We start from the raw sequence: 20005 nt of genomic DNA, 5'->3' as shown, positions 1-20005 counted from the left end.
CTGATTCCCCTATGAAGTGTGAGCCGTCTCACTGTGAGGTGGGCCTCATATATCCAAACAATGCTGAATAACTCAACTCTATCAGCATAAAATTCTGTTGACGCCGTTTCATGCACAGCATGTATCTGTTTTTCTTATGGCGTCATATTTGAATCAAAATAGGTCTGTTATTAGTAAAATTAATCAGGGTTTGCGTGATTAAAACATCACTAAAGTTGAATGGATATGCAATAACGAAACGCAACCATTAGGCTAAATGGCTGCCGGAATGCTGAATAGCACGGGATGTCATGAAAGGGCCGCAAAAGCACGGCCCTCCAGATTATTCAGTTGGCAGAATTAGTCAAGCGCTTTAGGCATATAGACGCGAACGTCGGCGAAATAGTCTTGTGATGCACCATAATGAGGCACATCCGCGCGACTGTACGTGGTGAAGCGGCGCAGTACGGCGATAATTACGCTATCATGGGGCAGATTTCGTTCAGGGAGTTCGACATGAAGCAGATTCGTCTTTTAGCGCAGTACTACGTTGATTTGATGGTCAAACTGGGGCTGGTGCGTTTTTCGCTTTTGCTGGCCTCGGCACTGGTGGTGCTGGCGATGGTCGTGCAGATGGCGGTCACTATGGTGTTGCGCGGCCATGTAGAAAGCATTGACGTCGTACGTTCGATATTTTTCGGTCTGTTGATTACCCCTTGGGCGGTCTATTTTCTCTCCGTGGTCGTGGATCAATTAGAAGAGTCGCGTCAGCGGCTGTCGAAGTTGGTGGATAAGCTGGAGGAAATGCGTACCCGCGACCTCGAGCTCAACCAACAGATGAAGGAAACTATCGCTCAGCTTAATCAAGAGATTAACGACCGTATAAAAGCGGAACAGGCGCGCGAACAGGTGATGGATAAGCTGCGCGAAGAGATGGCACGCCGCGAACAGGCGCAGATCGAGCTGGAACAACAATCTTCCTTCCTGCGTTCTTTCCTCGATGCCTCCCCGGATTTGGTTTTCTACCGCAATATCGATAAACAGTTCTCGGGCTGTAACCGCGCCATGGAATTGTTGACCGGCATGAGTGAGAAGCAGCTGATTGGTCTCACACCCCGTGATATCTACGATGAGGATGCCGCGACTAAAGTGCTGGAGACTGATGAGAAGGTGTTCCGTCACAACGTCTCGCTGACTTATGAACAGTGGCTGCAATACCCCGACGGGCGTAAAGCCTGTTTTGAAATCCGCAAAGTGCCGTATTACGACCGCGTGGGCAAACGCAGTGGCCTGATGGGCTTTGGACGCGATATTACCGAGCGTAAGCGCTATCAGGACGCGCTAGAGAACGCCAGCCGTGAGAAAACCACCTTTATCTCAACTATCAGCCACGAGCTGCGTACGCCGCTAAATGGCATTGTCGGCTTGAGCCGCATTCTGCTGGATACCGATCTTAATCAAGAACAGCTGAAATACCTGAAAACCATTCATGTCTCCGCCATCACGTTGGGCAATATTTTCAATGATGTGATTGAAGTGGACAAAATCGAGCGTCGCAAAGTGCAACTCGATAACCAACCGCTCGATTTCACCGGTTTCCTGGCGGATCTCGAGAATTTGTCAGGCCTGCTGGCACAACCGAAAGGGCTGAAGTTCGTGATGGCGCCGGAACTGCCATTGCCGCATATGATTTCGGCGGATGGGACTCGTTTGCGTCAGATTTTATGGAACCTGATCGGCAACGCAGTGAAATTCACCCAGCAGGGTGAAATCATCGTGCGAGTTGCTTATCACGAGGACGAAACGCTGCACTTTGAAGTGCAGGATTCGGGTATGGGTATCCCTAAGGATGAGCAGGATAAGATCTTCGCGATGTATTACCAGGTGAAAGATCAGCAGGGTGGAAAACCGGCGACGGGTACCGGGATTGGTTTGGCGGTTTCGCGCCGGTTAGCGCAAGCGATGGGCGGCGATATCAGCGTCAGCAGCGCGCCGGGGCAGGGCTCGTGTTTCGCCGTGGAGATTAAAGCTCCCCGTGTGGCGGACGAAGTTGAAGATGAGAATCTTGATGACAACATGCCGTTACCCGCGCTGCACGTGCTGCTGGTCGAAGATATCGAGCTGAACGTCATTGTCGCTCGTTCCGTACTGGAGAAACTGGGATGCAGCGTGGAAGTGGCGATGACTGGCAGTGAGGCGCTGGCCATGTTTGACCCACAAGAGTTTGACCTGGTGCTGCTCGATATCCAACTGCCGGATATGACTGGGCTGGATGTGTCGCGAGCCATACATCAACAGCATGCGGGTATCACATTACCGCCGCTGGTGGCGCTGACTGCCAATGTGCTGAAAGATAAAAAAGAGTATCTCGATGCAGGCATGGATGATGTGTTGAGTAAACCACTGGCAGTGCCGGCGCTGACCGCGATAATCAAAAAATTCTGGGATTACCAGAGCGAAACCGCGGAGTCCATCCTGCCCAGCTCATCAGAGCACTCTCGCACGCTGCTCGATGTGGAGATGCTGGAGCAATATATTGAATTGGTCGGTCCAGGATTGATTACACAAAGCCTGACGATGTTTGAGCAGATGATGCCGGGCTATCTTGATGTGCTTGATTCCAACATGATGGCGCGCGATCAGAAAGGCATTGCGGAAGAAGGGCATAAGATCAAAGGCGCAGCGGGCTCTGTGGGTCTGCTACATTTGCAGAAGCTGGCGAAACAGATTCAGTCACCGGAACTCCCCGCATGGTGGGACAATGTGCAGGAGTGGATCGACGAATTAAAACATGAGTGGCAACATGAAGTTAACGTGTTACGCGAATGGGTAGCTCAGCGGGAAAAATCGTAGGACGCTAGAAAAAAATGACCCCAGTCGAAACTGGGGTGCGCGAATACTGCGCCAACACCAGGGAAATGGGTACTGCTGCTATCGTTTGAGTTCGAGTGAACCAGCAACAGTTTGGTATTGGTTAACGCTTCAAAATCACCTTAACAAATTCGCCAACGCTTGTGACAAGATTCATTAAATTGTGTGATGTTGAGCAGCGTTTAAATACAGAAAACATTAATTTGATGACACAGTCAAGTAAGGAATTAATTTCTTTGCCGTATTGCACTATTTTTGACCAATTGTTCTGCTTTTTGCCTGGATTTCCTTCAGGCTGAAGCCGGAAACGTCGGCGGCCAGGGGTTAAAATCTGATTCCGCTAAAAAATCGCTGTTAAGTAAGCTTAACGTGCTGATATTAGTGAGTAATTAAGGTGTTGAGTGCAGGTTATCCAAAACGTTTTGGAAACCCTCTGTAGAAAGTTCCAGATCAAGGTTTAGCGCGATGATGTAAACCAAAAATGTGGTGAAACCCTTTACCATGTAAGTGGATGATCCTAGGACAGGTGATGCGATTTTAGCCATATTTTTTAGAATGGCCTCGCTTATTAATGAACATCTTCAGATGCTGTGAAAGTTTATTGTTAAATAACATGAAAGTTTAAATGTGATATGTATCACGTTGAGTGAAGTGTCCTTGTGTAAGGGTTATGTTGGGTTTTTCACCATGGAACCGATTCCTTAATAGTGGAAGTGCTTGATGTGATTGGCTCTAATAGAGGAACGATGATTGCGCAGGCAATGAATTTTTAATCCTCTGATGGGCGATGAGCGATAAAGTTTTAGCTTGAATCGCACATATATGAATTCATGACCTGAGTGATTGATTAATCCGGGGAACAGGTAAGAGAACATTGCATGAGTAAGAGTAAAGGGAAACTGGGGCAGCGCATTAAAGTGCTAATGGCTAAAGTTCTGCTGGCGTGGCTCGGCATCTGGTTGGCTGGCATTGTTATTTTTGCTTTTATACCGGTACCATTTTCAGCCGTGATGGTGGAGCGTCAGCTTGGCGCTTGGTTAAGCGGCCGTTTTGACTATGTGGCCCATTCTGATTGGGTCGCCATGGATGACATCTCACCCTGGATGGCGTTGGCGGTGATTGCCTCCGAAGATCAAAAATTCCCGGAGCATTGGGGCTTCGATGTGGATGCGATCCAACAGGTTCTGGATAATGATGGCTCTGAACGTATGCGAGGTGCGTCAACGCTTTCGCAGCAGACGGCTAAGAATGTGTTTTTGTGGGATGGCCGTAGTTGGGTTCGTAAGGGCTTAGAAGCGGGGCTGACCGTAGGGATTGAAACTGTCTGGACTAAGCGGCGTATTTTGACGGTGTATCTCAATGTCGCGGAGTTCGGCAATGGCGTGTTTGGCGTCGAGGAGGCCTCGCAGCGCTACTTCCACAAACCGGCCAGTCGTCTGTCCATTTCAGAAGCCGCGTTGCTGGCGGCGGTCTTACCCAATCCGATCCGCTTCCGCGCGGATGCACCTTCAGGCTATGTCCGTATGCGCCAGCAATGGATCATGCGGCAGATGCGGCAGTTAGGAGGCGAGAGCTTTCTGGCGCGCTATAAGCTGCACTGACGCGATGTTAATCTTCGTCAAAACCGGCTTCAAACAGTTCGATGACGGCTGCCAGCGCCTGCACTTCCTGCGGGCCGCTGGCTTCAATCTCAATATGACCGCCTTTCGCTGAGTCGAGCATCAGGAGTGCTATTACGCTGCTGGCTTCGGCTTCAGTGCCCGCCTCATTACGCAACAGGACTTCTGCATCAAAACTCTGCACTAATTCGAATAGCTTCATCGCCGGGCGGGCGTGCATTCCCAGCTTATTACGAATCTCAACGGTTTGTTTCACGGTCATGATTTGCGTTTTTCCAGAGTCCGGTGACGAGACTGCACATTTTTGCCACGCGAGCGAAAGTAATCTGCCAGCTGTTCTGCGATATACACAGAACGATGTTTACCACCAGTACAGCCTATCGCGACGGTCAGGTAGCTACGGTTATTGGTTTCCAACATCGGCAGCCACAATTCCAGATAGCTGCGCGTTTGATAGATGAAGTTATGCACTTCAGTATGGCGATCAAGGAACGCGGCGACAGGTCTATCCAGACCGGTCATTGGACGCAGCTTCGGGTCCCAATGCGGGTTAGGCAGGAAGCGAACATCGAAAACGTAGTCAGCATCAATGGGGATACCATGTTTGAAACCAAAAGATTCAAACACCATGGTCAATTCACGTTCGCGTTTACCCAATAGCCGCGTGCGCAGCATCTCAGCCAGTTCGTGAACCGACATCTCGGACGTATCGATAATCAGATCGGCACGTGAGCGCAGTGGCTCCAGCAGGTCGTTCTCTTCATCAATGGCACTTTCCAGCGACAAATTCTTACTGGAGAGCGGGTGCAGGCGGCGTGTGTCACTGTACCGGCGGATCAGTGTATTGCGATCGGCATCCAGGAACAGTAACTGCGGTGAGAACGAATCGGGCAGATTGTTCAATGCAGTCTCAAACACTTCCGGTGACTCCGGCATGTTGCGCACATCAATGCTGACAGCCGCCGAGATATTGCGTTCGGTTAAGGTGTTCGCCAACTCCGGTAGCAGCACCACCGGCAGGTTATCGACACAGTAAAACCCCATATCTTCCAGGGCACGCAGCGCGACTGACTTTCCTGAGCCTGACCGACCGCTAACGATCATCAGCACCATCACATTTCTCCCGTTTTAAATCGGCGATTTAACCGATAAAAGTGACTGTCGCTTAAGAGTGTTCTTCCTGAGCTTCTGTGATAATGGCATAGAGCTCTTCATCACTCTGTGCTGCGCGTAAACGGCGACAGACGGTTTTATCCGCCAAACGTTTAGCCACCAGCGACAGCGTATGCAAATGGGTTTTACACTGGTCAGCAGGAACCAGTAGCGCAAACAGCAGGTCAACCGGCTGGTTATCCACTGCATCAAAGGCGATAGGCTGATCGAGGCTGATAAACACGCCCACAGCACGCAGCGTATCCTCCTCCAGCTTGCCATGAGGGATAGCAATGCCGTTTCCAATGCCGGTACTGCCCATGCGCTCACGGGTCAGGATAGCTTCGAAAAGCGTCTGGTGCGGCAGATTGAGCTGCTTTGCTGCCAGCTCGCTGATAATTTCCAGCGCGCGTTTTTTACTCTGGCAGTGCACGCCGCTACGGGTACAGTCCAGTGAGAGGACCGAGCTCAATTCCAGTGTCAGATCGTTGTTCATCATCGTTTCACTTGCGAGTTCACATAGCCGCAAGGTTAACGCCATTTGTACTGCCATGGCGAGTTCCCCGTTGGCGCTTGCGCAGATGACAAAACGGGGCGGTCAGCCCGCCCCATTTGTGCTCTGAGTGCCAAACCGATTGGCACTCTGCAAGCATGAAGGTTAGTGTTTGTTCAATTTGTCTTTGTGTTTGGTCAGTTGACGGGAAAGCTTGTCGATTAACCCGTCGATGGCCGCGTACATGTCTTCCGCTTCCGATGTGGCGTGCAGCTCCCCGCCGTTGACGTGCAGTGTTGCGTCCGCAATCTGCGTGACCTTTTCCACTTTCAGAACAATATAAACCTGATTGATACGATCAAAGTAGTGTTCCAGTTTGGCAAATTTGCTCTTTACAAATTCACGCAGTGGTTCGGTTATCTCAACATTAAGTCCGGTGAGGTTTAGCTGCATAGGTCTTCCTTCTTCATTCGGTCAAATCAGCTGCTTGCGCTGATTCGATGGCGGTATAGACAAAGACTCGCGATATTTAGCAACGGTACGGCGCGCCACCATAATGCCCTGATCGGATAACATGGTGGTGAGTTTGCTGTCGCTCAAGGGTTTTGCGGGGTTTTCCGCAGAGATCAATTTTTTCACCAGCGCACGAATCGCCGTGGAGGAAGCTTCGCCACCCCCTTCGGTGCTGACGTGGCTGGAGAAAAAATACTTAAGTTCAAAAATGCCGCGCGGGCTGTGTAGATATTTTTGGGTGGTCACGCGGGATATAGTGGATTCATGCATATCGACAGCCTGCGCGATATCTGCCAGCACCATGGGCCGCATATACTCCTCACCCTGTTCAAAGAACGCCTGCTGCTGTTCAACAATGCAGCGTGTCACTTTAAGCAGTGTGTCATTGCGGCTCTCGAGACTTTTAATCAGCCACTTGGCTTCCTGCAAGTTGCTGCGAATGAACTGGCTATCGCTGTCGTTACGCGCCGATCCGCCCATCGCGGCATAATGCTGATTGATCTTCAGGCGAGGCAAGCTGTCAGAGTTGAGTTCGACCGTCCAGCGAGTGCCATTCTTACGCACGAGCACATCAGGAATGACATATTCAGGTTCACTGGTGTTAATCGACTGGCCCGGGCGGGGATCCAGTGACTGAATCAGCAGCATCGCATCTTTCAGCACATCTTCTTTCAAACGTGTGACGCGCATCAGACTGCGGAAATCGTGGTTGGCCAGCAGATCAAGATGTTCACTGACGATCAGGCGCGCTTCTGCCAGCATGGGTGCATCCGCGGCATATTGAGAAAGCTGTACCAGTAAGCAATCGCGCAGGTCACGTGCGCCGACACCCACTGGGTCGAAACGCTGCACGCGTTTTAACACCGCTTCAACTTCTTCCAGCGTTAGCTCTTCATCACCAATACTGTCGCAAATGTCTTGCACCGACACCGTGAGATAACCGGTATCGTCGATGGCATCAACAATCGAGGTGGCGATAGCGCGGTCGGTATCCGTAAACGGCGTGAGCTCAACTTGCCACATCAGATAGTCCTGAAGTGACTGCGTGGTTTCGCCCTGATAAACCGGCAGCTCATCATCCTGGTAATCGGTACCGGTGCCAGAAGGCGTGCCAGCGGTGTAGATTTCATCCCAGGTGGCGTCGAGTGGAAGCTCTTCAGGCATATCTTTCTGTTCGAGTGCCTCGCGCGTATCTAACGAATCGCTCTCCTGATGCTCACGTGAATCGATTTCTTCATGCAGATCGGTTTGCTCAAGCAGCGGATTACTTTCCAGCGCCAGTTGCAGTTCCTGCTGGAGTTCAAGCGTAGAGAGTTGCAGCAGACGAATGGCCTGCTGCAACTGTGGGGTCATCGCCAGCTGTTGGCTGAACCTGAGTTGCAAACCTTGCTTCATAATCCGGCTAGAATGTCCTGAGCAATTATCGGGTATCCAGACACCTTATCAGAGTCTGAACTCTTCACCCAAATAAACACGCTTAACCTGCTCATCTGCAAGAATTTCGTCAGGCGTTCCATGCGCTATCAGATGGCCCTGGCTAACGATATAAGCACGTTCGCACACGGCGAGGGTTTCACGCACGTTGTGGTCGGTAATGAGCACGCCGAGGCCGCTATCACGCAGATGTTCGATGATTTTCTTGATATCAATGACGGATATCGGATCAACGCCGGCAAAAGGCTCATCCAGCAGGATAAATTTTGGATTGGCAGCCAGCGCACGTGCAATTTCCACACGGCGGCGTTCACCACCGGAGAGTGCCTGTCCCATGCTGTCGCGAAGATGTTCGATGTGGAACTCTTCCATCAGTTCATTGGCGCGGTCCTGACGTTGTTCTTCCGTTAAGTCATCGCGTATCTGCAGCACTGCCATGAGATTGTCAAAGACGCTCAGACGTCGGAAGATCGAGGCTTCCTGCGGCAGATAACCAATGCCGCGACGAGCTCGCGCGTGCAGCGGCAGAATGCTGATGTCTTCATCATCAATCACGATACGCCCGGCATCACGCGGCACAATACCGACCACCATGTAAAACGTGGTAGTTTTGCCGGCACCGTTCGGACCAAGCAGGCCGACAATTTCGCCTGATTTTACCTGCAGGCTAACATCTTCTACCACGCGGCGGCCTTTGTAGGCTTTCGCCAGGTTTTCAGCGATTAGTGTAGCCATAGCGATCAATTACTCTTTTTGGGGCTCGCAGGTGAGCCGTTTTTGTCCTGCAGCTGCGATGGCACCAGAACGGTGGTGACGCGCTTGCTCTCACCCTGGCTGTAAGCCTGCATCTTCTGCTCTTTAACCAGATAGGTGATGCGATCGCCTTTGATGTTGCTGTCCAACTGCTGAATGAAGGCGTTGCCGGTCAGTTCAACAAAATCGTTCGCCAGTTCGTAATGCAGTTTCGAGGCATGTCCCTGAACGGGTTTGCCGTTATCCTGCATCTGATAGAAGGTAGCAGGTGTGCCATAGGCATCTACGATGGTTTTTTTGCTGTCGCCGCCAGGACGGGTCACCACCACTTTATCGGCGGTGATTTTGATCGAACCTTGCGTCACGATCACGTTGCCGGTGAAGGTGGCCACGTTGCCCTGCAGATCCAGTGACTGGTTGACAGAATCGATGTTGACGGGCTTGTCTGAATCCCCCGTTAAAGCCAGCGCTGGCAAACTGGTCGCCAGCAATGCGCTCACCAGCAGCAGCTTAAGGCTGTTTTTGTTCATTTTGAATTTCATAGGAAGTTTTGACCTTTTCAAGCAGCTGGGCATTTTTGGTTCGTAAATTGCCGCGCATCTTCAAACCAGTGGAGTTAAAACTGCGGCCAAATAGGGTGACCTGATCATCAGACATCACATCCTGGGTGACCAGATTAACCTGAGCAGTATCGGTAATGATGCGCTCAAGCTGTGAATCTTGGGTCAGCGTATTCACTTCAACATGGCCGTAAAGATAAAGCATACGATCTTTAGTCAACTTTGCCTTATCAGCACGTATTGTCCAGGTCGGCACTTTATTTTCATCATAAGTGGTTGCGACTGGATTTTCGAACCAGCTGATTTCATCGTCGGCGAAATAGGTCACTTTATCCGAGACTAACCGGTATGCCAGCGCTCCCGTGGGGTTATACACCACAGAATGGGATTTTTCGCTGGTGTAGGTTGGCTCTTGGGTATTGGTTGCCACCGGCGCTATGCTGTCATCCTGGTTGGTGAGATTCCAGCCGATCAGTATCAGTGCGATCAAGGCCAGAATCAGCGTCATCCAACGCCTGCTTTTACTCATACTGATTGCCCTTTGGCATCCTCAAATTTGTTCTGCGCAATTAAAATGAGATCGCACAGTTCACGCACTGCACCGCGACCACCGGCGATCCGCGTAACGTAGTGTGCTCGTGGCAACAAAACGGGATGGGCATCTGCCACTGCAACACTCAGACCCGCTTGCGCCATCACCGGCCAGTCGATCAGATCGTCGCCGATGTAGGCAACTTGATCGGCAGTTAATGACAGTTTATCCAGGAGTTCGCGCCACGCCAAAAGCTTATCAGATTGTCCCTGATAAAGATGCGTAATCCCCAATGTCTGGCAGCGATCTTCCAGCAGTTTTGCTTTGCGGCCAGTAATAATAGCCACTTCGACGTCAGAGGTCAGCAAACAGCGAATACCGTAGCCATCGCGGACGTTAAAGGCTTTTAACTCTTCGCCGTTGTTGCCCATGAAAATCACGCCATCAGACATCACACCGTCAACATCACAAATTAGTAAACGGATCTGCGCCGCACGCGCCATGACGTCTGCGCTGACTGGACCGTAGCAGGTATCAACCATTGTGGATTCAGCACTCATTATTTTTTCCTGTTCAAACTACGCCAGCGCGCAGCATGTCATGCATATGTACCACACCGAGCAGGCGATCGTCATCGGCGACCAACACCGCAGTGATGTTTTTGTTTTGCATCAAATTAAGCGCATCCACGGCTAACATATTGGGGCGTACACGAATGCCCCCACGTGTCATCACATCCTGAATGCTGGCTGACTGGAAATCGATGCCCATATCAAAGATGCGGCGTAAATCACCATCGGTAAAGATGCCTTCAATCTTCATCAGGTCATCGACTATCACGGTCAGACCAAGATTTTTACGCGTAATTTCCAGCAGCGCATCGCGCAGTGACGCATCGCGGCTAACGTGAGGAATCTCATCCCCGCTGTGCATGATATCGCTCACGTGCAGCAGTAGCTTGCGACCTAATGCGCCACCGGGATGTGACAACGCAAAATCTTCCTGGGTAAAACCCCGTGCTTCCAGCAGCGCCACGGCCAGTGCATCACCCATCACTAACGTCGCGGTGGTACTGGAGGTCGGCGCCAAGCCGAGCGGGCAGGCTTCCTGCGGCACTTTCACGCACAGATGCACATCCGCAGCGCGGCCCATGGCACTCTCTGGACGGCTGGTGATGCAAATAAGCTTAACCTTCTGGCGTTTTAATACCGGAATCAAGGCAAGAATTTCACTCGACTCACCGCTGTTGGAGATGGCGATCACCACATCATTCGGTGTGACCATGCCGAGGTCACCATGGCTGGCTTCGCCGGGATGCACAAAGAAAGAAGATGTCCCGGTACTGGCGAAAGTCGCTGCCATTTTGGCACCGATATGACCGGATTTGCCCATACCCATCACCACGACTTTACCGCGGCAGGCAATGATCAACTCGCAGGCCCGGCTAAAGTCGGCGTTAATATACTGGTCGAGTTGCTCAAGCCCTTCACGTTCAATGCGCAGTACCGCTTTACCCGCCTGCTGGTAATCAAAATCCGGTTGCTGATGTGACATGGTCAATCCGTCCTTAATAACTTGTGATAAGCGCGGGGCTAAGCCACAGCCACAGCACCCATGCGATAAATCCACCTAACAGTAAGGTGCCCGCCACGCGGCCAATACGGCGTTTACGCAGCAGGCAGAGAAGGGCGAACAGCACGCTAACGCCCAACATCACCCAATAATCACGTGCGAATGCATGCACATCAATGCTACCGGGATGAATCAATGCTGGCAGGCCGAGTACAATCGCCAGATTAAAAATATTAGCGCCAATCAGGTTGCCGATGGCGATATCGTCTTCACCTTTTAGTGCGCCCGCCACTACCGTCGCTAATTCTGGCAAGCTGGTGCCAACGGCGATCAACGTCAGGCCCATCACCAGTTCACTTACGCCGAAGTAGTCGGCGAACGCCGTAGCGTTGTCGATCACCATACGTGTCGACATCGGCAAAATAATCAGCGCCACTGCCAGCCACAGAAATGCCACGGTGTTACCCGATTCATCGCGCGGGAGCTCAGCCAATTGTTCGCGCGTTAAAGTGTCGTTGTTGTCGCGCTCAGCACGACGGGCAATGCGAATAGCGATCAGCAAATAACCCAGCGCAATCAGCAGCAGCGCTACGCCATCGAGTCGACTCAGGTGATTATCAAACAGCATGATGCCGCTAAGCAGTGAAACCAGCAGCATTAAAGGGAGTTCGCGCCGAATCAGATTGGAGTGTACTGTCAATGGGTGCAGCAGGGCCGCGCCACCCAATATTAAGAGGATGTTGGTGATGTTGGATCCGAGAGCGGTGCCCACGGCTAAATCCATCTGACCATGCTGCGCAGCGGAAAATGAGACGATCAGTTCCGGTAACGACGTGCCAATGCTTACCACCGTCATGCCGATTATTAACGGCGGGATGCCAAAGGATCGACACAGGATCGCGGCACTGAATACCAAACGGTCAGCACCGTAAGCCAGTAAAATCAATCCGATAAACAGCAGGGCAGTGGCTACGAACATGAAAAATCCTTGATGGATAGGTGTGCCGGCAAACCTTGTCCGACAGGTAAAAGCATTGCACGCGCGGAATCAGGCGCTGATTTTGACTGTCTGAGAGGCAAAAGTAAATTTTAAGGCCGTTTTCGCCACACCTTACGGGTAAGTTTCTGTAAAACTATCGTGCATTGTGGCCTACCAGGCTACCATCCACGACCTTGATAACGCCCGATCCGCATAAAGAGGTAATGATGATCCAGCAGCAAACGAATCTGGTTGAGGTTCGTGGCGTCAGTTTCACGCGCGGTGATCGTGTCATTTTTGACGATATTTCGCTAACCGTACCTGCCGGCAAAGTCACTGCCATCATGGGGCCGTCCGGCATCGGTAAAACCACGTTGCTGCGTCTGATTGGTGGGCAGTTACAGCCGGACAAAGGGGACATCTGGTTCCATGACCAGAATATCCCCACACTTTCGCGCACTAAATTGTATGAAGCGCGTAAAAAGATGAGCATGTTGTTTCAGTCAGGGGCACTTTTCACCGATCTAAACGTCTTTGATAACGTTGCCTGGCCGCTGCGTGAACACACCCAATTGCCGCCAGAATTGCTGCATAGCACGGTGATGATGAAACTCGAAGCCGTGGGCCTGCGCGGTGCGGCAAAACTGATGCCTGCTGAGCTATCAGGTGGCATGGCTCGCCGTGCGGCACTGGCGCGGTCCATTGCCCTAGAACCCGATTTGATCATGTTCGATGAGCCGTTTGTTGGCCAGGACCCGATTACCATGGGCGTGCTGGTTAAATTGATCGACGAACTGAATCATGCGTTAGGCGTGACCTGCATCGTGGTTTCACACGACGTGCCAGAGGTCTTGAGCATTGCCGACCATGCCTATATTGTTGCCGGGCAAAAGATTATTGCCCAGGGCAGTGCGCCGGAATTACGGGATAATGCCGATCCGCGCGTGCGCCAGTTTATTGAAGGTCATGCGGATGGCCCCGTGCCGTTCCGCTTCGCTGCCGGGGATTACCTCAGCGATCTGACCCGCGTAGGGAGAACGTAGACTGATGTTGCTAAAGGCGCTGGCGTCATTTGGACGACAGGGAATTAACACCTGTGCGGCGTTTGGCCGTGCAGGCTTGATGCTGTTTCATGCGTTGGTGGGCAAACCGGCATTTCGCCGTCATGCACCATTGTTGATGAAACAGTTGTATAGCGTAGGCGTGCTCTCGCTGCTGATTATCGTGGTTTCCGGCTTGTTTATCGGCATGGTGCTAGGGTTGCAAGGCTATCTGGTTCTCACCACTTACAGTGCAGAAACCAGTCTCGGCATGCTGGTGGCGTTGTCGCTGCTGCGTGAACTTGGCCCTGTGGTTACGGCATTGCTGTTTGCCGGGCGCGCTGGCTCAGCCTTGACGGCTGAAATTGGCCTGATGAAAGCCACCGAGCAGCTTTCCAGCATGGAGATGATGGCGGTTGACCCGCTGCGCCGCGTGGTGTCACCACGCTTTTGGGCGGGATTTATCAGCATGCCGCTTTTGACATTGATCTTCACCGCGGTAGGCATTGCAGGTGGGGCACTGGTGGGCGTGAGCTGGAAGGGGATCGATCCTGGTTTCTTCTGGTCAGCGATGCAAAATGCGGTGGATTTCCGCAGCGATGTCATCAACTGCATTATCAAAAGCGCGGTCTTTGCCGTCACGGTAACCTGGATTGCGCTGTTCAATGGCTATGACGCCATCCCGACCTCTGAAGGGATTAGTCGGGCGACAACGCGTACCGTAGTGCATGCTTCATTGGCAGTGCTCGGTTTGGATTTTGTGCTGACAGCACTGATGTTTGGGAATTGATGCAATGCAAAGCAAAAAAACGAAATCTGGGTAGGCGTCTTCATGCTCGCGGCACTGCTGGCGCTGTTATTCCTGAGTTTACGAGTGGCCGATCTTAAGTCGCTGGGGACGGAGCCGACTTGGAAGATGTATGCCACCTTCGATAATATCGGCGGCCTAAAAGTGAGCTCTCCGGTGAAAATCGGCGGTGTGGTGATAGGCCGGGTGACAGACATTTCCCTCGATGACAAAACGTTATCACCGCGTGTCACCATGGATATCAGCGATCAATACACCGACAAAATTCCGGATACCAGCTCGCTGGCAATCCGCACTCAAGGCTTGTTGGGTGAGCAGTTCCTTGCACTTAATCTAGGTTTCGATGATCCAGAGCTGGGTTCGTCGATGCTGAAAGACGGTGGCACGCTGCGTGACACGAAATCCGCGATGGTGCTGGAAGATTTGATCGGCCAGTTCCTTTATAAGAGCGGCGACAATAAAAACGATAATCAAAAGCAGGGCGCGGAGAGCACGCCTGCCCCTGCAGCACCTGCTACAACGGAATAACCCTGAGAGGTAAAACACGATGTTTAAACGTTTACTGATACTTGCGATGCTGGCAATCGTCCCCTTGGCTGCCAATGCGGCGGATCAAAGCGATCCCTACAAGCAGATGAACGAAGCGGCGGCGAAAACCTTCACCCGCTTGAAAAATGAACAACCAAAAATTAAGCAGGATCCTAACTATCTGCGTGAGGTGGTACGTCAAGAGTTGCTGCCTTATGTACAGATAAAATATGCCGGTGCGTTGGTGCTGGGACGTTATTACCGTGAAGCGACCCCTGCGCAGCGCGATGCTTACTTTGCTGCATTTGGTGATTATCTGGCGCAGGCTTACGGCCAGGCGCTGGCGCTTTATCATGGGCAGACTTACCAAATTCAGCAGCCGCAGCCGATTGGCGATTCCAACATCGTAGCGATTCGTGTCTCGATTCTTGATCCGAACGGACGTCCGCCAGTCCGCCTTGATTTCCAATGGCGCAAAAACAGCCAAACAGGTAACTGGCAGGCCTATGACATGGTGGCAGAAGGCATCAGCATGATCACGACCAAACAAAATGAGTGGGGCGATTTGCTGCGTACCAAGGGCATTGACGGTTTAACCGCGCAGTTGAAAACCTATGCGGCACAGCCGATCACTCTGGATAAACAGCAATAATGAGCGAACCGTTACGCTGGCAGAGAACGGCCAGTACGTTGGCCTTAAGCGGCAAGCTCGATCGTGACACGCTACTGACATTGTGGCAGGAGCGTGACACCGCGATGGTAGATGTTGCCACCATTGATGTTGCCGCATTAGATCGTGTGGATTCTGCAGGATTGGCACTGTTGGTGCACCTGCGCGAAATTGCGCGAGCGCAGGGTAGTGCACCGGTTTTCACCGGCATTAATGACAAACTCCAGTCTTTAATCACGCTGTACAACCTGCAGCAGATTATTGTTTCTGCGGAAAAAATCGCCTGATTATCTGTTAAATGTATAAAGCCCCTGCTTTATCCAGGGGCTTTTGCGTATTTAAGAGTCAGGCGCTTTCCTCTAAGATATCCGCCTTATTATTATTAAGTGAAGCAATGAGCGATGGAAAATAGTGAAGTTCAGGCCGTGCTGATGCAGGCGCTGGCATTAGAAGAAGTACACGTACTCAGCAACGACGGCAGCCATTTTCAGGTGATTGCCGTAGGTGAGATGTTCGGTGAGCTGAGCCGTGTGAAAAAGCAGCAGGCTGTCTACGCGCCGCTGATGGAATACATTGCGGATAACCGTATTCATGCGGTTTCCATCAAAACTTATACCCCAGCTGAGTGGGCGCGTGACCGTAAACTCAACGGTTTTTAAGCGTCCTACGGGCTGTTTTGTTGATAGATAATTGAGAGCCGTTAATGGACAAATTTCGTGTGCAAGGCCCCACTCGTTTAAGTGGTGAAGTGACCATTTCCGGGGCAAAGAATGCTGCGTTGCCGATTCTGTTTGCTGCGCTGCTGGCAGAAGAGCCGGTAGAGATTCAGAACGTGCCAAAGCTGCGTGATATCGATACCACCATGAAGCTGCTGAATCTGCTGGGTGCACGTGTTGAGCGCAATGGTTCGGTTCACGTTGATGCTCGCGAAGTTAATGTTTTCAGCGCGCCCTATGATCTGGTGAAAACCATGCGTGCCTCGATTTGGGCACTGGGTCCGCTGGTGGCGCGTTTTGGCCAAGGCCAAGTTTCTCTACCAGGTGGCTGTGCCATAGGCGCGCGTCCGGTTGATCTGCATATTACTGGCCTTGAGCAGTTGGGTGCAGAAATTAAACTGGAAGAAGGCTACGTCAAAGCTTCCGTTAATGGCCGTTTGAAAGGCGCGCACATTGTGATGGACAAGGTCAGCGTCGGTGCGACCGTGACCATTATGAGTGCGGCAACGCTGGCAACGGGCACCACTATTATTGAAAACGCGGCACGTGAGCCGGAAATTGTTGATACAGCAAACTTCCTCAACACGTTGGGCGCAAAAATCAGCGGTGCGGGTACAGACAAAATCACCATCGAAGGCGTCGAACGCTTGGGTGGCGGTGTGTATCGTGTTCTGCCAGATCGTATCGAAACCGGTACCTTCCTGGTGGCTGCTGCCATTTCTCGTGGCAAAGTGGTGTGCCATAAGGCTCAGCCAGATACGCTGGATGCGGTGTTGGCAAAACTGCGTGATGCGGGTGCAGAAATTGAAACCGGTGAAGACTGGATCAGCCTCGACATGCACGGCAAGCGCCCGAAAGCGGTTAACATCCGAACTGCGCCACACCCTGGCTTCCCGACTGACATGCAGGCCCAGTTCACTCTGCTGAACATGGTGGCTGAAGGCACCGGTGTGATTACTGAAACCATCTTCGAAAACCGTTTCATGCATATTCCTGAGCTGATTCGTATGGGTGGACATGCGGAAATCGAGAGCAACACTGCGATTTGCCACGGCGTTGAAACGCTTTCAGGTGCGCAAGTGATGGCGACCGATCTTCGCGCTTCAGCGAGTCTGGTGCTGGCAGGCTGCATTGCAGAGGGCACGACCGTCGTGGACCGTATTTATCATATCGATCGTGGCTATGAGCACATCGAAGATAAGCTGAAAGCGATGGGTGCAAATATCGAGCGCGTTAGCGGCGAATAACGCTGCCAAGTCGCTTGAAGAGAACCAGTCACGTTTACGTGGCTGGTTTTTTTCGCCGTGAGGATCTCAAATAACTTGTCGATCCTTTGGCGATCTTATGCGCTTTTTGCGATCCAGCAGACGTGATGTGATGGGATCGAAATAGCGACTTGGCCAGATCTCGGCAGGATGAACGCCGATCGCATTGGCGATCAGCCACTCGCCTTTTGGCCAAGGGCGCGATAGCGCATTTGACAGGGTGGAAGAGTTTAGCCCTGAATGGCGCGACAACTCTGCCATTGAAGTGCCTTTTTTACGTAGGGCTGCGATGATATCAGCGGGATGCCAATCCTGTTTCCTTGCATTCATAACGTTCTGCTCCATGTCCATGTTATTGCTTCATCTCTACCGCATTCTGCGGTTCCATTGCAGAGATATCTGGAAAAAACAAAATTGTTATAACAAATAGTTTCCGTAAGTTTCCAGTAATTGTTATGTCACACCGTGAAACTGCGCGGTGTTTCGCAAATATGCTGCAACAGAAGTAACGAGAGAGATGAATTAAGAACGAGAGGAGAGAAGCAAAGCGGGGCGAAAGTGCCCCGCTGCGAGTCGCTTAGAAGTCACGCTGTACCGACATATGCGCCAGCGCTTCTAACGCGCTGCGCCACGGTGATTCTGGCAGAGACTGTAGAGCCGCGATGGCTTTGTCTGCCTCTTCTTCAGCACGTTTACGGGTCCACTCCAGTGAACCTGTTTGCTGCATTGCGGCTAATACCGGCTCCAGCAAATGGCGACCATTGCCTTCTTCAATCGCTGTACGAATCATCAATGCCTGCTCAGGCGAGCCGTTATGCATGGCGTGCAGCAGTGGAAGCGTAGGTTTCCCTTCGCTCAGGTCATCGCCGGTATTCTTTCCGAGCGTTTCACCATCGGCGCTGTAATCGAGCAAATCATCAATTAACTGGAAAGCCGTGCCCAGATAGCGACCATAATCCTGTAGCGCTTTTTCCTGTGCTGGTGTGGCTTCCGCAAGAATGGCTGAAGCTTGGGAGGCCGCTTCAAACAGGCGCGCGGTTTTGCTGTAGATGACGCGCATGTAACTCTCTTCGGTGACGTCGGGATCGTTACAGTTCATCAACTGCAGTACTTCACCTTCCGCGATCACATTCACCGCTTCAGACATCAGCGCGAGGATCTTTAAGGATCCCATGCTGGTCATCATCTGGAAGGCGCGGGTATAAATAAAATCGCCGACCAGAACACTCGCGGCGTTACCGAACGCAGCGTTAGCAGTAGCTTTGCCACGGCGCATATCGGATTCATCCACCACATCATCGTGTAACAGCGTGGCAGTGTGGATAAATTCGATCAGCGCCGCATTGGTGATATGCAGCGATCCTTGATAATTCAGCGCACGTGCTGAGAGCACAGCGATCATCGGACGGATGCGTTTGCCACCCCCGCTGATGATGTAATAGCCCAACTGGTTGATCAGTGAGACTTCTGAATTCAGCTGGTCGAGGATGGTCTGGTTGACGGCCGCCATATCCTGAGCGGTTAATTCATTAATCTGTTCTAAGTTCATTCGTCTGTTCAGCTTTGACTCGTTTTTTGCATGGTAAGCGCTTTAACACAGCTTGAGTTCAGGTAATCTGTTACTGATTGTACTTGAAAAATCGGGCTGCGAAACGTTTGCATTCGTTCTGCGCTTTTTTTCTGCAAGAGAGTGCAAAGTGCTCTTGTCTTCTCCTGGAGATTTGCGTAGAATTCGCGCCCTATTGTGAATATTTATCGCGCCGCCTGATGAATAGAAAGGCATGCGCAGAAGCGGAGTTTTATATGTACGCGGTTTTCCAAAGTGGTGGTAAACAACACCGAGTAAGCGAAGGTCAGACCGTTCGCTTGGAAAAGCTGGACATCGCAACCGGCGAAACCATTGAGTTCGACCAGGTTCTGATGATTGCAAATGGCGAAGACGTGAAAATCGGCGCGCCACTGGTATCAGGCGGTGTGATCAAGGCAGAAGTTGTTGCTCACGGTCGTGGCGAGAAAGTTAAAATCGTTAAGTTTCGTCGTCGTAAACACTACCGTAAGCAAGCTGGTCACCGTCAGTGGTTCACTGATGTGAAAATCACTGTGATCGGCGCGTAAGAGGAGATCTGACAAATGGCACATAAAAAGGCTGGTGGCTCGACTCGTAACGGTCGCGACTCCAATGCAAAACGTCTGGGTGTTAAGCGTTTCGGTGGTGAATCTGTTCTGGCAGGTAGCATCATCGTTCGTCAGCGTGGCACCAAATTCCACGCAGGTACCAACGTAGGTTGTGGTCGTGACCACACCCTGTTTGCTACCGCAGACGGCAAAGTACAATTCGAAGTTAAAGGTCCTAACAACCGTAAGTACATCAGCATCGTTGCTGAGTAAGGTTGTTGTGACGCAGACGGTTAACGTCTGAACACACGAATTGAAGGCCCCGCAGCTTTGCGGGGCTTTTTACATTCTGCCGCAGGTTGCGGGATTCTCTCTGACCTTACCGCGCAGTTTGCTGTACAATTTA

24 protein-coding genes are annotated in these 20005 nt (G+C 51.6%); 11 read left to right on the top strand and 13 right to left on the bottom strand.

What is annotated here, in order from left to right:
• Window positions 1–495: 495 nt before the first annotated feature.
• Window positions 496–2832, top strand: coding sequence for an aerobic respiration two-component sensor histidine kinase ArcB (arcB, locus tag HA51_RS09665; RefSeq protein WP_084934320.1), 2337 nt, complete (start codon window positions 496–498; stop codon window positions 2830–2832).
• Window positions 2833–3728: 896 nt separating this feature from the next.
• Entirely contained in the window at window positions 3729–4451 is a 723-nt protein-coding gene (gene mtgA, locus HA51_RS09660; protein WP_084934319.1) for a monofunctional biosynthetic peptidoglycan transglycosylase, read from the top strand.
• Between the two features lie 7 nt (window positions 4452–4458).
• Here the strand turns inward: mtgA and npr are convergent, their stop codons facing one another.
• The 11 genes from npr to HA51_RS09605 form a co-directional block, all read right to left on the bottom strand.
• Window positions 4459–4731, bottom strand: coding sequence for a PTS phosphocarrier protein NPr (gene npr, locus HA51_RS09655; RefSeq protein WP_084934318.1), 273 nt, complete (start codon window positions 4729–4731; stop codon window positions 4459–4461).
• Window positions 4728–5582 carry an RNase adapter RapZ gene (gene rapZ / locus HA51_RS09650; RefSeq protein ID WP_084934317.1) on the bottom strand — a complete coding sequence of 285 codons (855 nt, stop codon included), beginning with the start codon at window positions 5580–5582 and terminating at the stop codon, window positions 4728–4730. The genes npr and rapZ overlap by 4 nt, the downstream gene beginning before the upstream one ends.
• A gap of 52 nt (window positions 5583–5634) precedes the next feature.
• Window positions 5635–6117 carry a PTS IIA-like nitrogen regulatory protein PtsN gene (gene ptsN / locus HA51_RS09645; RefSeq protein WP_176505766.1) on the bottom strand — a complete coding sequence of 161 codons (483 nt, stop codon included), beginning with the start codon at window positions 6115–6117 and terminating at the stop codon, window positions 5635–5637.
• Window positions 6118–6279: 162 nt separating this feature from the next.
• Window positions 6280–6567 (bottom strand): ribosome hibernation promoting factor, encoded by a 288-nt coding sequence (gene hpf / locus HA51_RS09640; protein WP_084934316.1) that lies wholly within the window; start codon window positions 6565–6567, stop codon window positions 6280–6282.
• Between the two features lie 21 nt (window positions 6568–6588).
• The gene (gene rpoN, locus HA51_RS09635) at window positions 6589–8022 is read right to left on the bottom strand and encodes an RNA polymerase factor sigma-54 (RefSeq protein ID WP_084934315.1); all 1434 of its coding nucleotides are present in this window, start codon (window positions 8020–8022) and stop codon (window positions 6589–6591) included.
• A 48-nt stretch (window positions 8023–8070) separates the two neighbouring features.
• Window positions 8071–8796 (bottom strand): LPS export ABC transporter ATP-binding protein, encoded by a 726-nt coding sequence (lptB, locus tag HA51_RS09630; protein ID WP_084934314.1) that lies wholly within the window; start codon window positions 8794–8796, stop codon window positions 8071–8073.
• A gap of 5 nt (window positions 8797–8801) precedes the next feature.
• Entirely contained in the window at window positions 8802–9356 is a 555-nt protein-coding gene (lptA, locus tag HA51_RS09625; RefSeq protein ID WP_084934313.1) for a lipopolysaccharide ABC transporter substrate-binding protein LptA, read from the bottom strand.
• On the bottom strand, window positions 9325–9903 hold the full coding sequence (gene lptC, locus HA51_RS09620; protein WP_084934312.1) for an LPS export ABC transporter periplasmic protein LptC: 579 nt from the start codon (window positions 9901–9903) through the stop codon (window positions 9325–9327). Before lptC ends, lptA begins: the two co-directional genes overlap by 32 nt.
• Window positions 9900–10466 carry a 3-deoxy-manno-octulosonate-8-phosphatase KdsC gene (gene kdsC, locus HA51_RS09615; protein ID WP_084934311.1) on the bottom strand — a complete coding sequence of 189 codons (567 nt, stop codon included), beginning with the start codon at window positions 10464–10466 and terminating at the stop codon, window positions 9900–9902. The genes lptC and kdsC overlap by 4 nt, the downstream gene beginning before the upstream one ends.
• Before the next feature lie 13 nt (window positions 10467–10479).
• Window positions 10480–11460 carry an arabinose-5-phosphate isomerase KdsD gene (gene kdsD / locus HA51_RS09610; protein WP_084934310.1) on the bottom strand — a complete coding sequence of 327 codons (981 nt, stop codon included), beginning with the start codon at window positions 11458–11460 and terminating at the stop codon, window positions 10480–10482.
• 13 nt (window positions 11461–11473) lie between these two features.
• Window positions 11474–12457 (bottom strand): calcium/sodium antiporter, encoded by a 984-nt coding sequence (locus HA51_RS09605; RefSeq protein ID WP_084934309.1) that lies wholly within the window; start codon window positions 12455–12457, stop codon window positions 11474–11476.
• Window positions 12458–12684: 227 nt separating this feature from the next.
• Here HA51_RS09605 and mlaF point away from each other — a divergent pair, with 227 nt between their 5' ends.
• The 7 genes from mlaF (at window position 12685) to murA (ending at window position 17466) form a co-directional block, all read left to right on the top strand.
• A complete protein-coding gene (gene mlaF, locus HA51_RS09600) occupies window positions 12685–13500 on the top strand; it encodes a phospholipid ABC transporter ATP-binding protein MlaF (protein ID WP_084934308.1) in 816 nt (271 codons plus the stop codon).
• A gap of 4 nt (window positions 13501–13504) precedes the next feature.
• Window positions 13505–14287, top strand: a complete 783-nt coding sequence (gene mlaE / locus HA51_RS09595) for a lipid asymmetry maintenance ABC transporter permease subunit MlaE (protein ID WP_084934307.1) — start codon at window positions 13505–13507, stop codon at window positions 14285–14287.
• Window positions 14288–14329: 42 nt separating this feature from the next.
• The gene (mlaD, locus tag HA51_RS09590; protein ID WP_084934306.1) at window positions 14330–14833 is read left to right on the top strand and encodes an outer membrane lipid asymmetry maintenance protein MlaD; all 504 of its coding nucleotides are present in this window, start codon (window positions 14330–14332) and stop codon (window positions 14831–14833) included.
• A gap of 19 nt (window positions 14834–14852) precedes the next feature.
• On the top strand, window positions 14853–15485 hold the full coding sequence (gene mlaC / locus HA51_RS09585; RefSeq protein ID WP_084934305.1) for a phospholipid-binding protein MlaC: 633 nt from the start codon (window positions 14853–14855) through the stop codon (window positions 15483–15485).
• Window positions 15485–15790, top strand: coding sequence for a lipid asymmetry maintenance protein MlaB (mlaB, locus tag HA51_RS09580; protein ID WP_084934304.1), 306 nt, complete (start codon window positions 15485–15487; stop codon window positions 15788–15790). Before mlaC ends, mlaB begins: the two co-directional genes overlap by 1 nt.
• A gap of 114 nt (window positions 15791–15904) precedes the next feature.
• Entirely contained in the window at window positions 15905–16162 is a 258-nt protein-coding gene (ibaG, locus tag HA51_RS09575; protein WP_008104351.1) for a BolA family iron metabolism protein IbaG, read from the top strand.
• A gap of 44 nt (window positions 16163–16206) precedes the next feature.
• Entirely contained in the window at window positions 16207–17466 is a 1260-nt protein-coding gene (gene murA, locus HA51_RS09570) for a UDP-N-acetylglucosamine 1-carboxyvinyltransferase (protein WP_084934303.1), read from the top strand.
• 66 nt (window positions 17467–17532) lie between these two features.
• Here murA and HA51_RS09565 read toward each other — a convergent pair whose 3' ends face one another.
• Window positions 17533–17814, bottom strand: a complete 282-nt coding sequence (locus tag HA51_RS09565) for a helix-turn-helix domain-containing protein (RefSeq protein WP_084934386.1) — start codon at window positions 17812–17814, stop codon at window positions 17533–17535.
• A gap of 247 nt (window positions 17815–18061) precedes the next feature.
• Window positions 18062–19033 carry an octaprenyl diphosphate synthase gene (ispB, locus tag HA51_RS09560; RefSeq protein WP_084934302.1) on the bottom strand — a complete coding sequence of 324 codons (972 nt, stop codon included), beginning with the start codon at window positions 19031–19033 and terminating at the stop codon, window positions 18062–18064.
• Between the two features lie 254 nt (window positions 19034–19287).
• Here ispB and rplU point away from each other — a divergent pair, with 254 nt between their 5' ends.
• Both rplU and rpmA read left to right on the top strand, forming a co-directional pair.
• Complete coding sequence (gene rplU, locus HA51_RS09555) at window positions 19288–19599, top strand: 50S ribosomal protein L21 (protein ID WP_084934301.1); 312 nt, start codon at window positions 19288–19290, stop codon at window positions 19597–19599.
• Window positions 19600–19614: 15 nt separating this feature from the next.
• The gene (gene rpmA, locus HA51_RS09550) at window positions 19615–19872 is read left to right on the top strand and encodes a 50S ribosomal protein L27 (protein WP_003851093.1); all 258 of its coding nucleotides are present in this window, start codon (window positions 19615–19617) and stop codon (window positions 19870–19872) included.
• Window positions 19873–20005: the final 133 nt, after the last annotated feature.

Source organism: Pantoea rwandensis, from assembly GCF_002095475.1.
Lineage (GTDB): Bacteria > Pseudomonadota > Gammaproteobacteria > Enterobacterales > Enterobacteriaceae > Pantoea > Pantoea rwandensis.
Note: the sequence above shows the minus strand (reverse complement) of the source record. Positions and strands in the feature narration are given on the sequence as shown.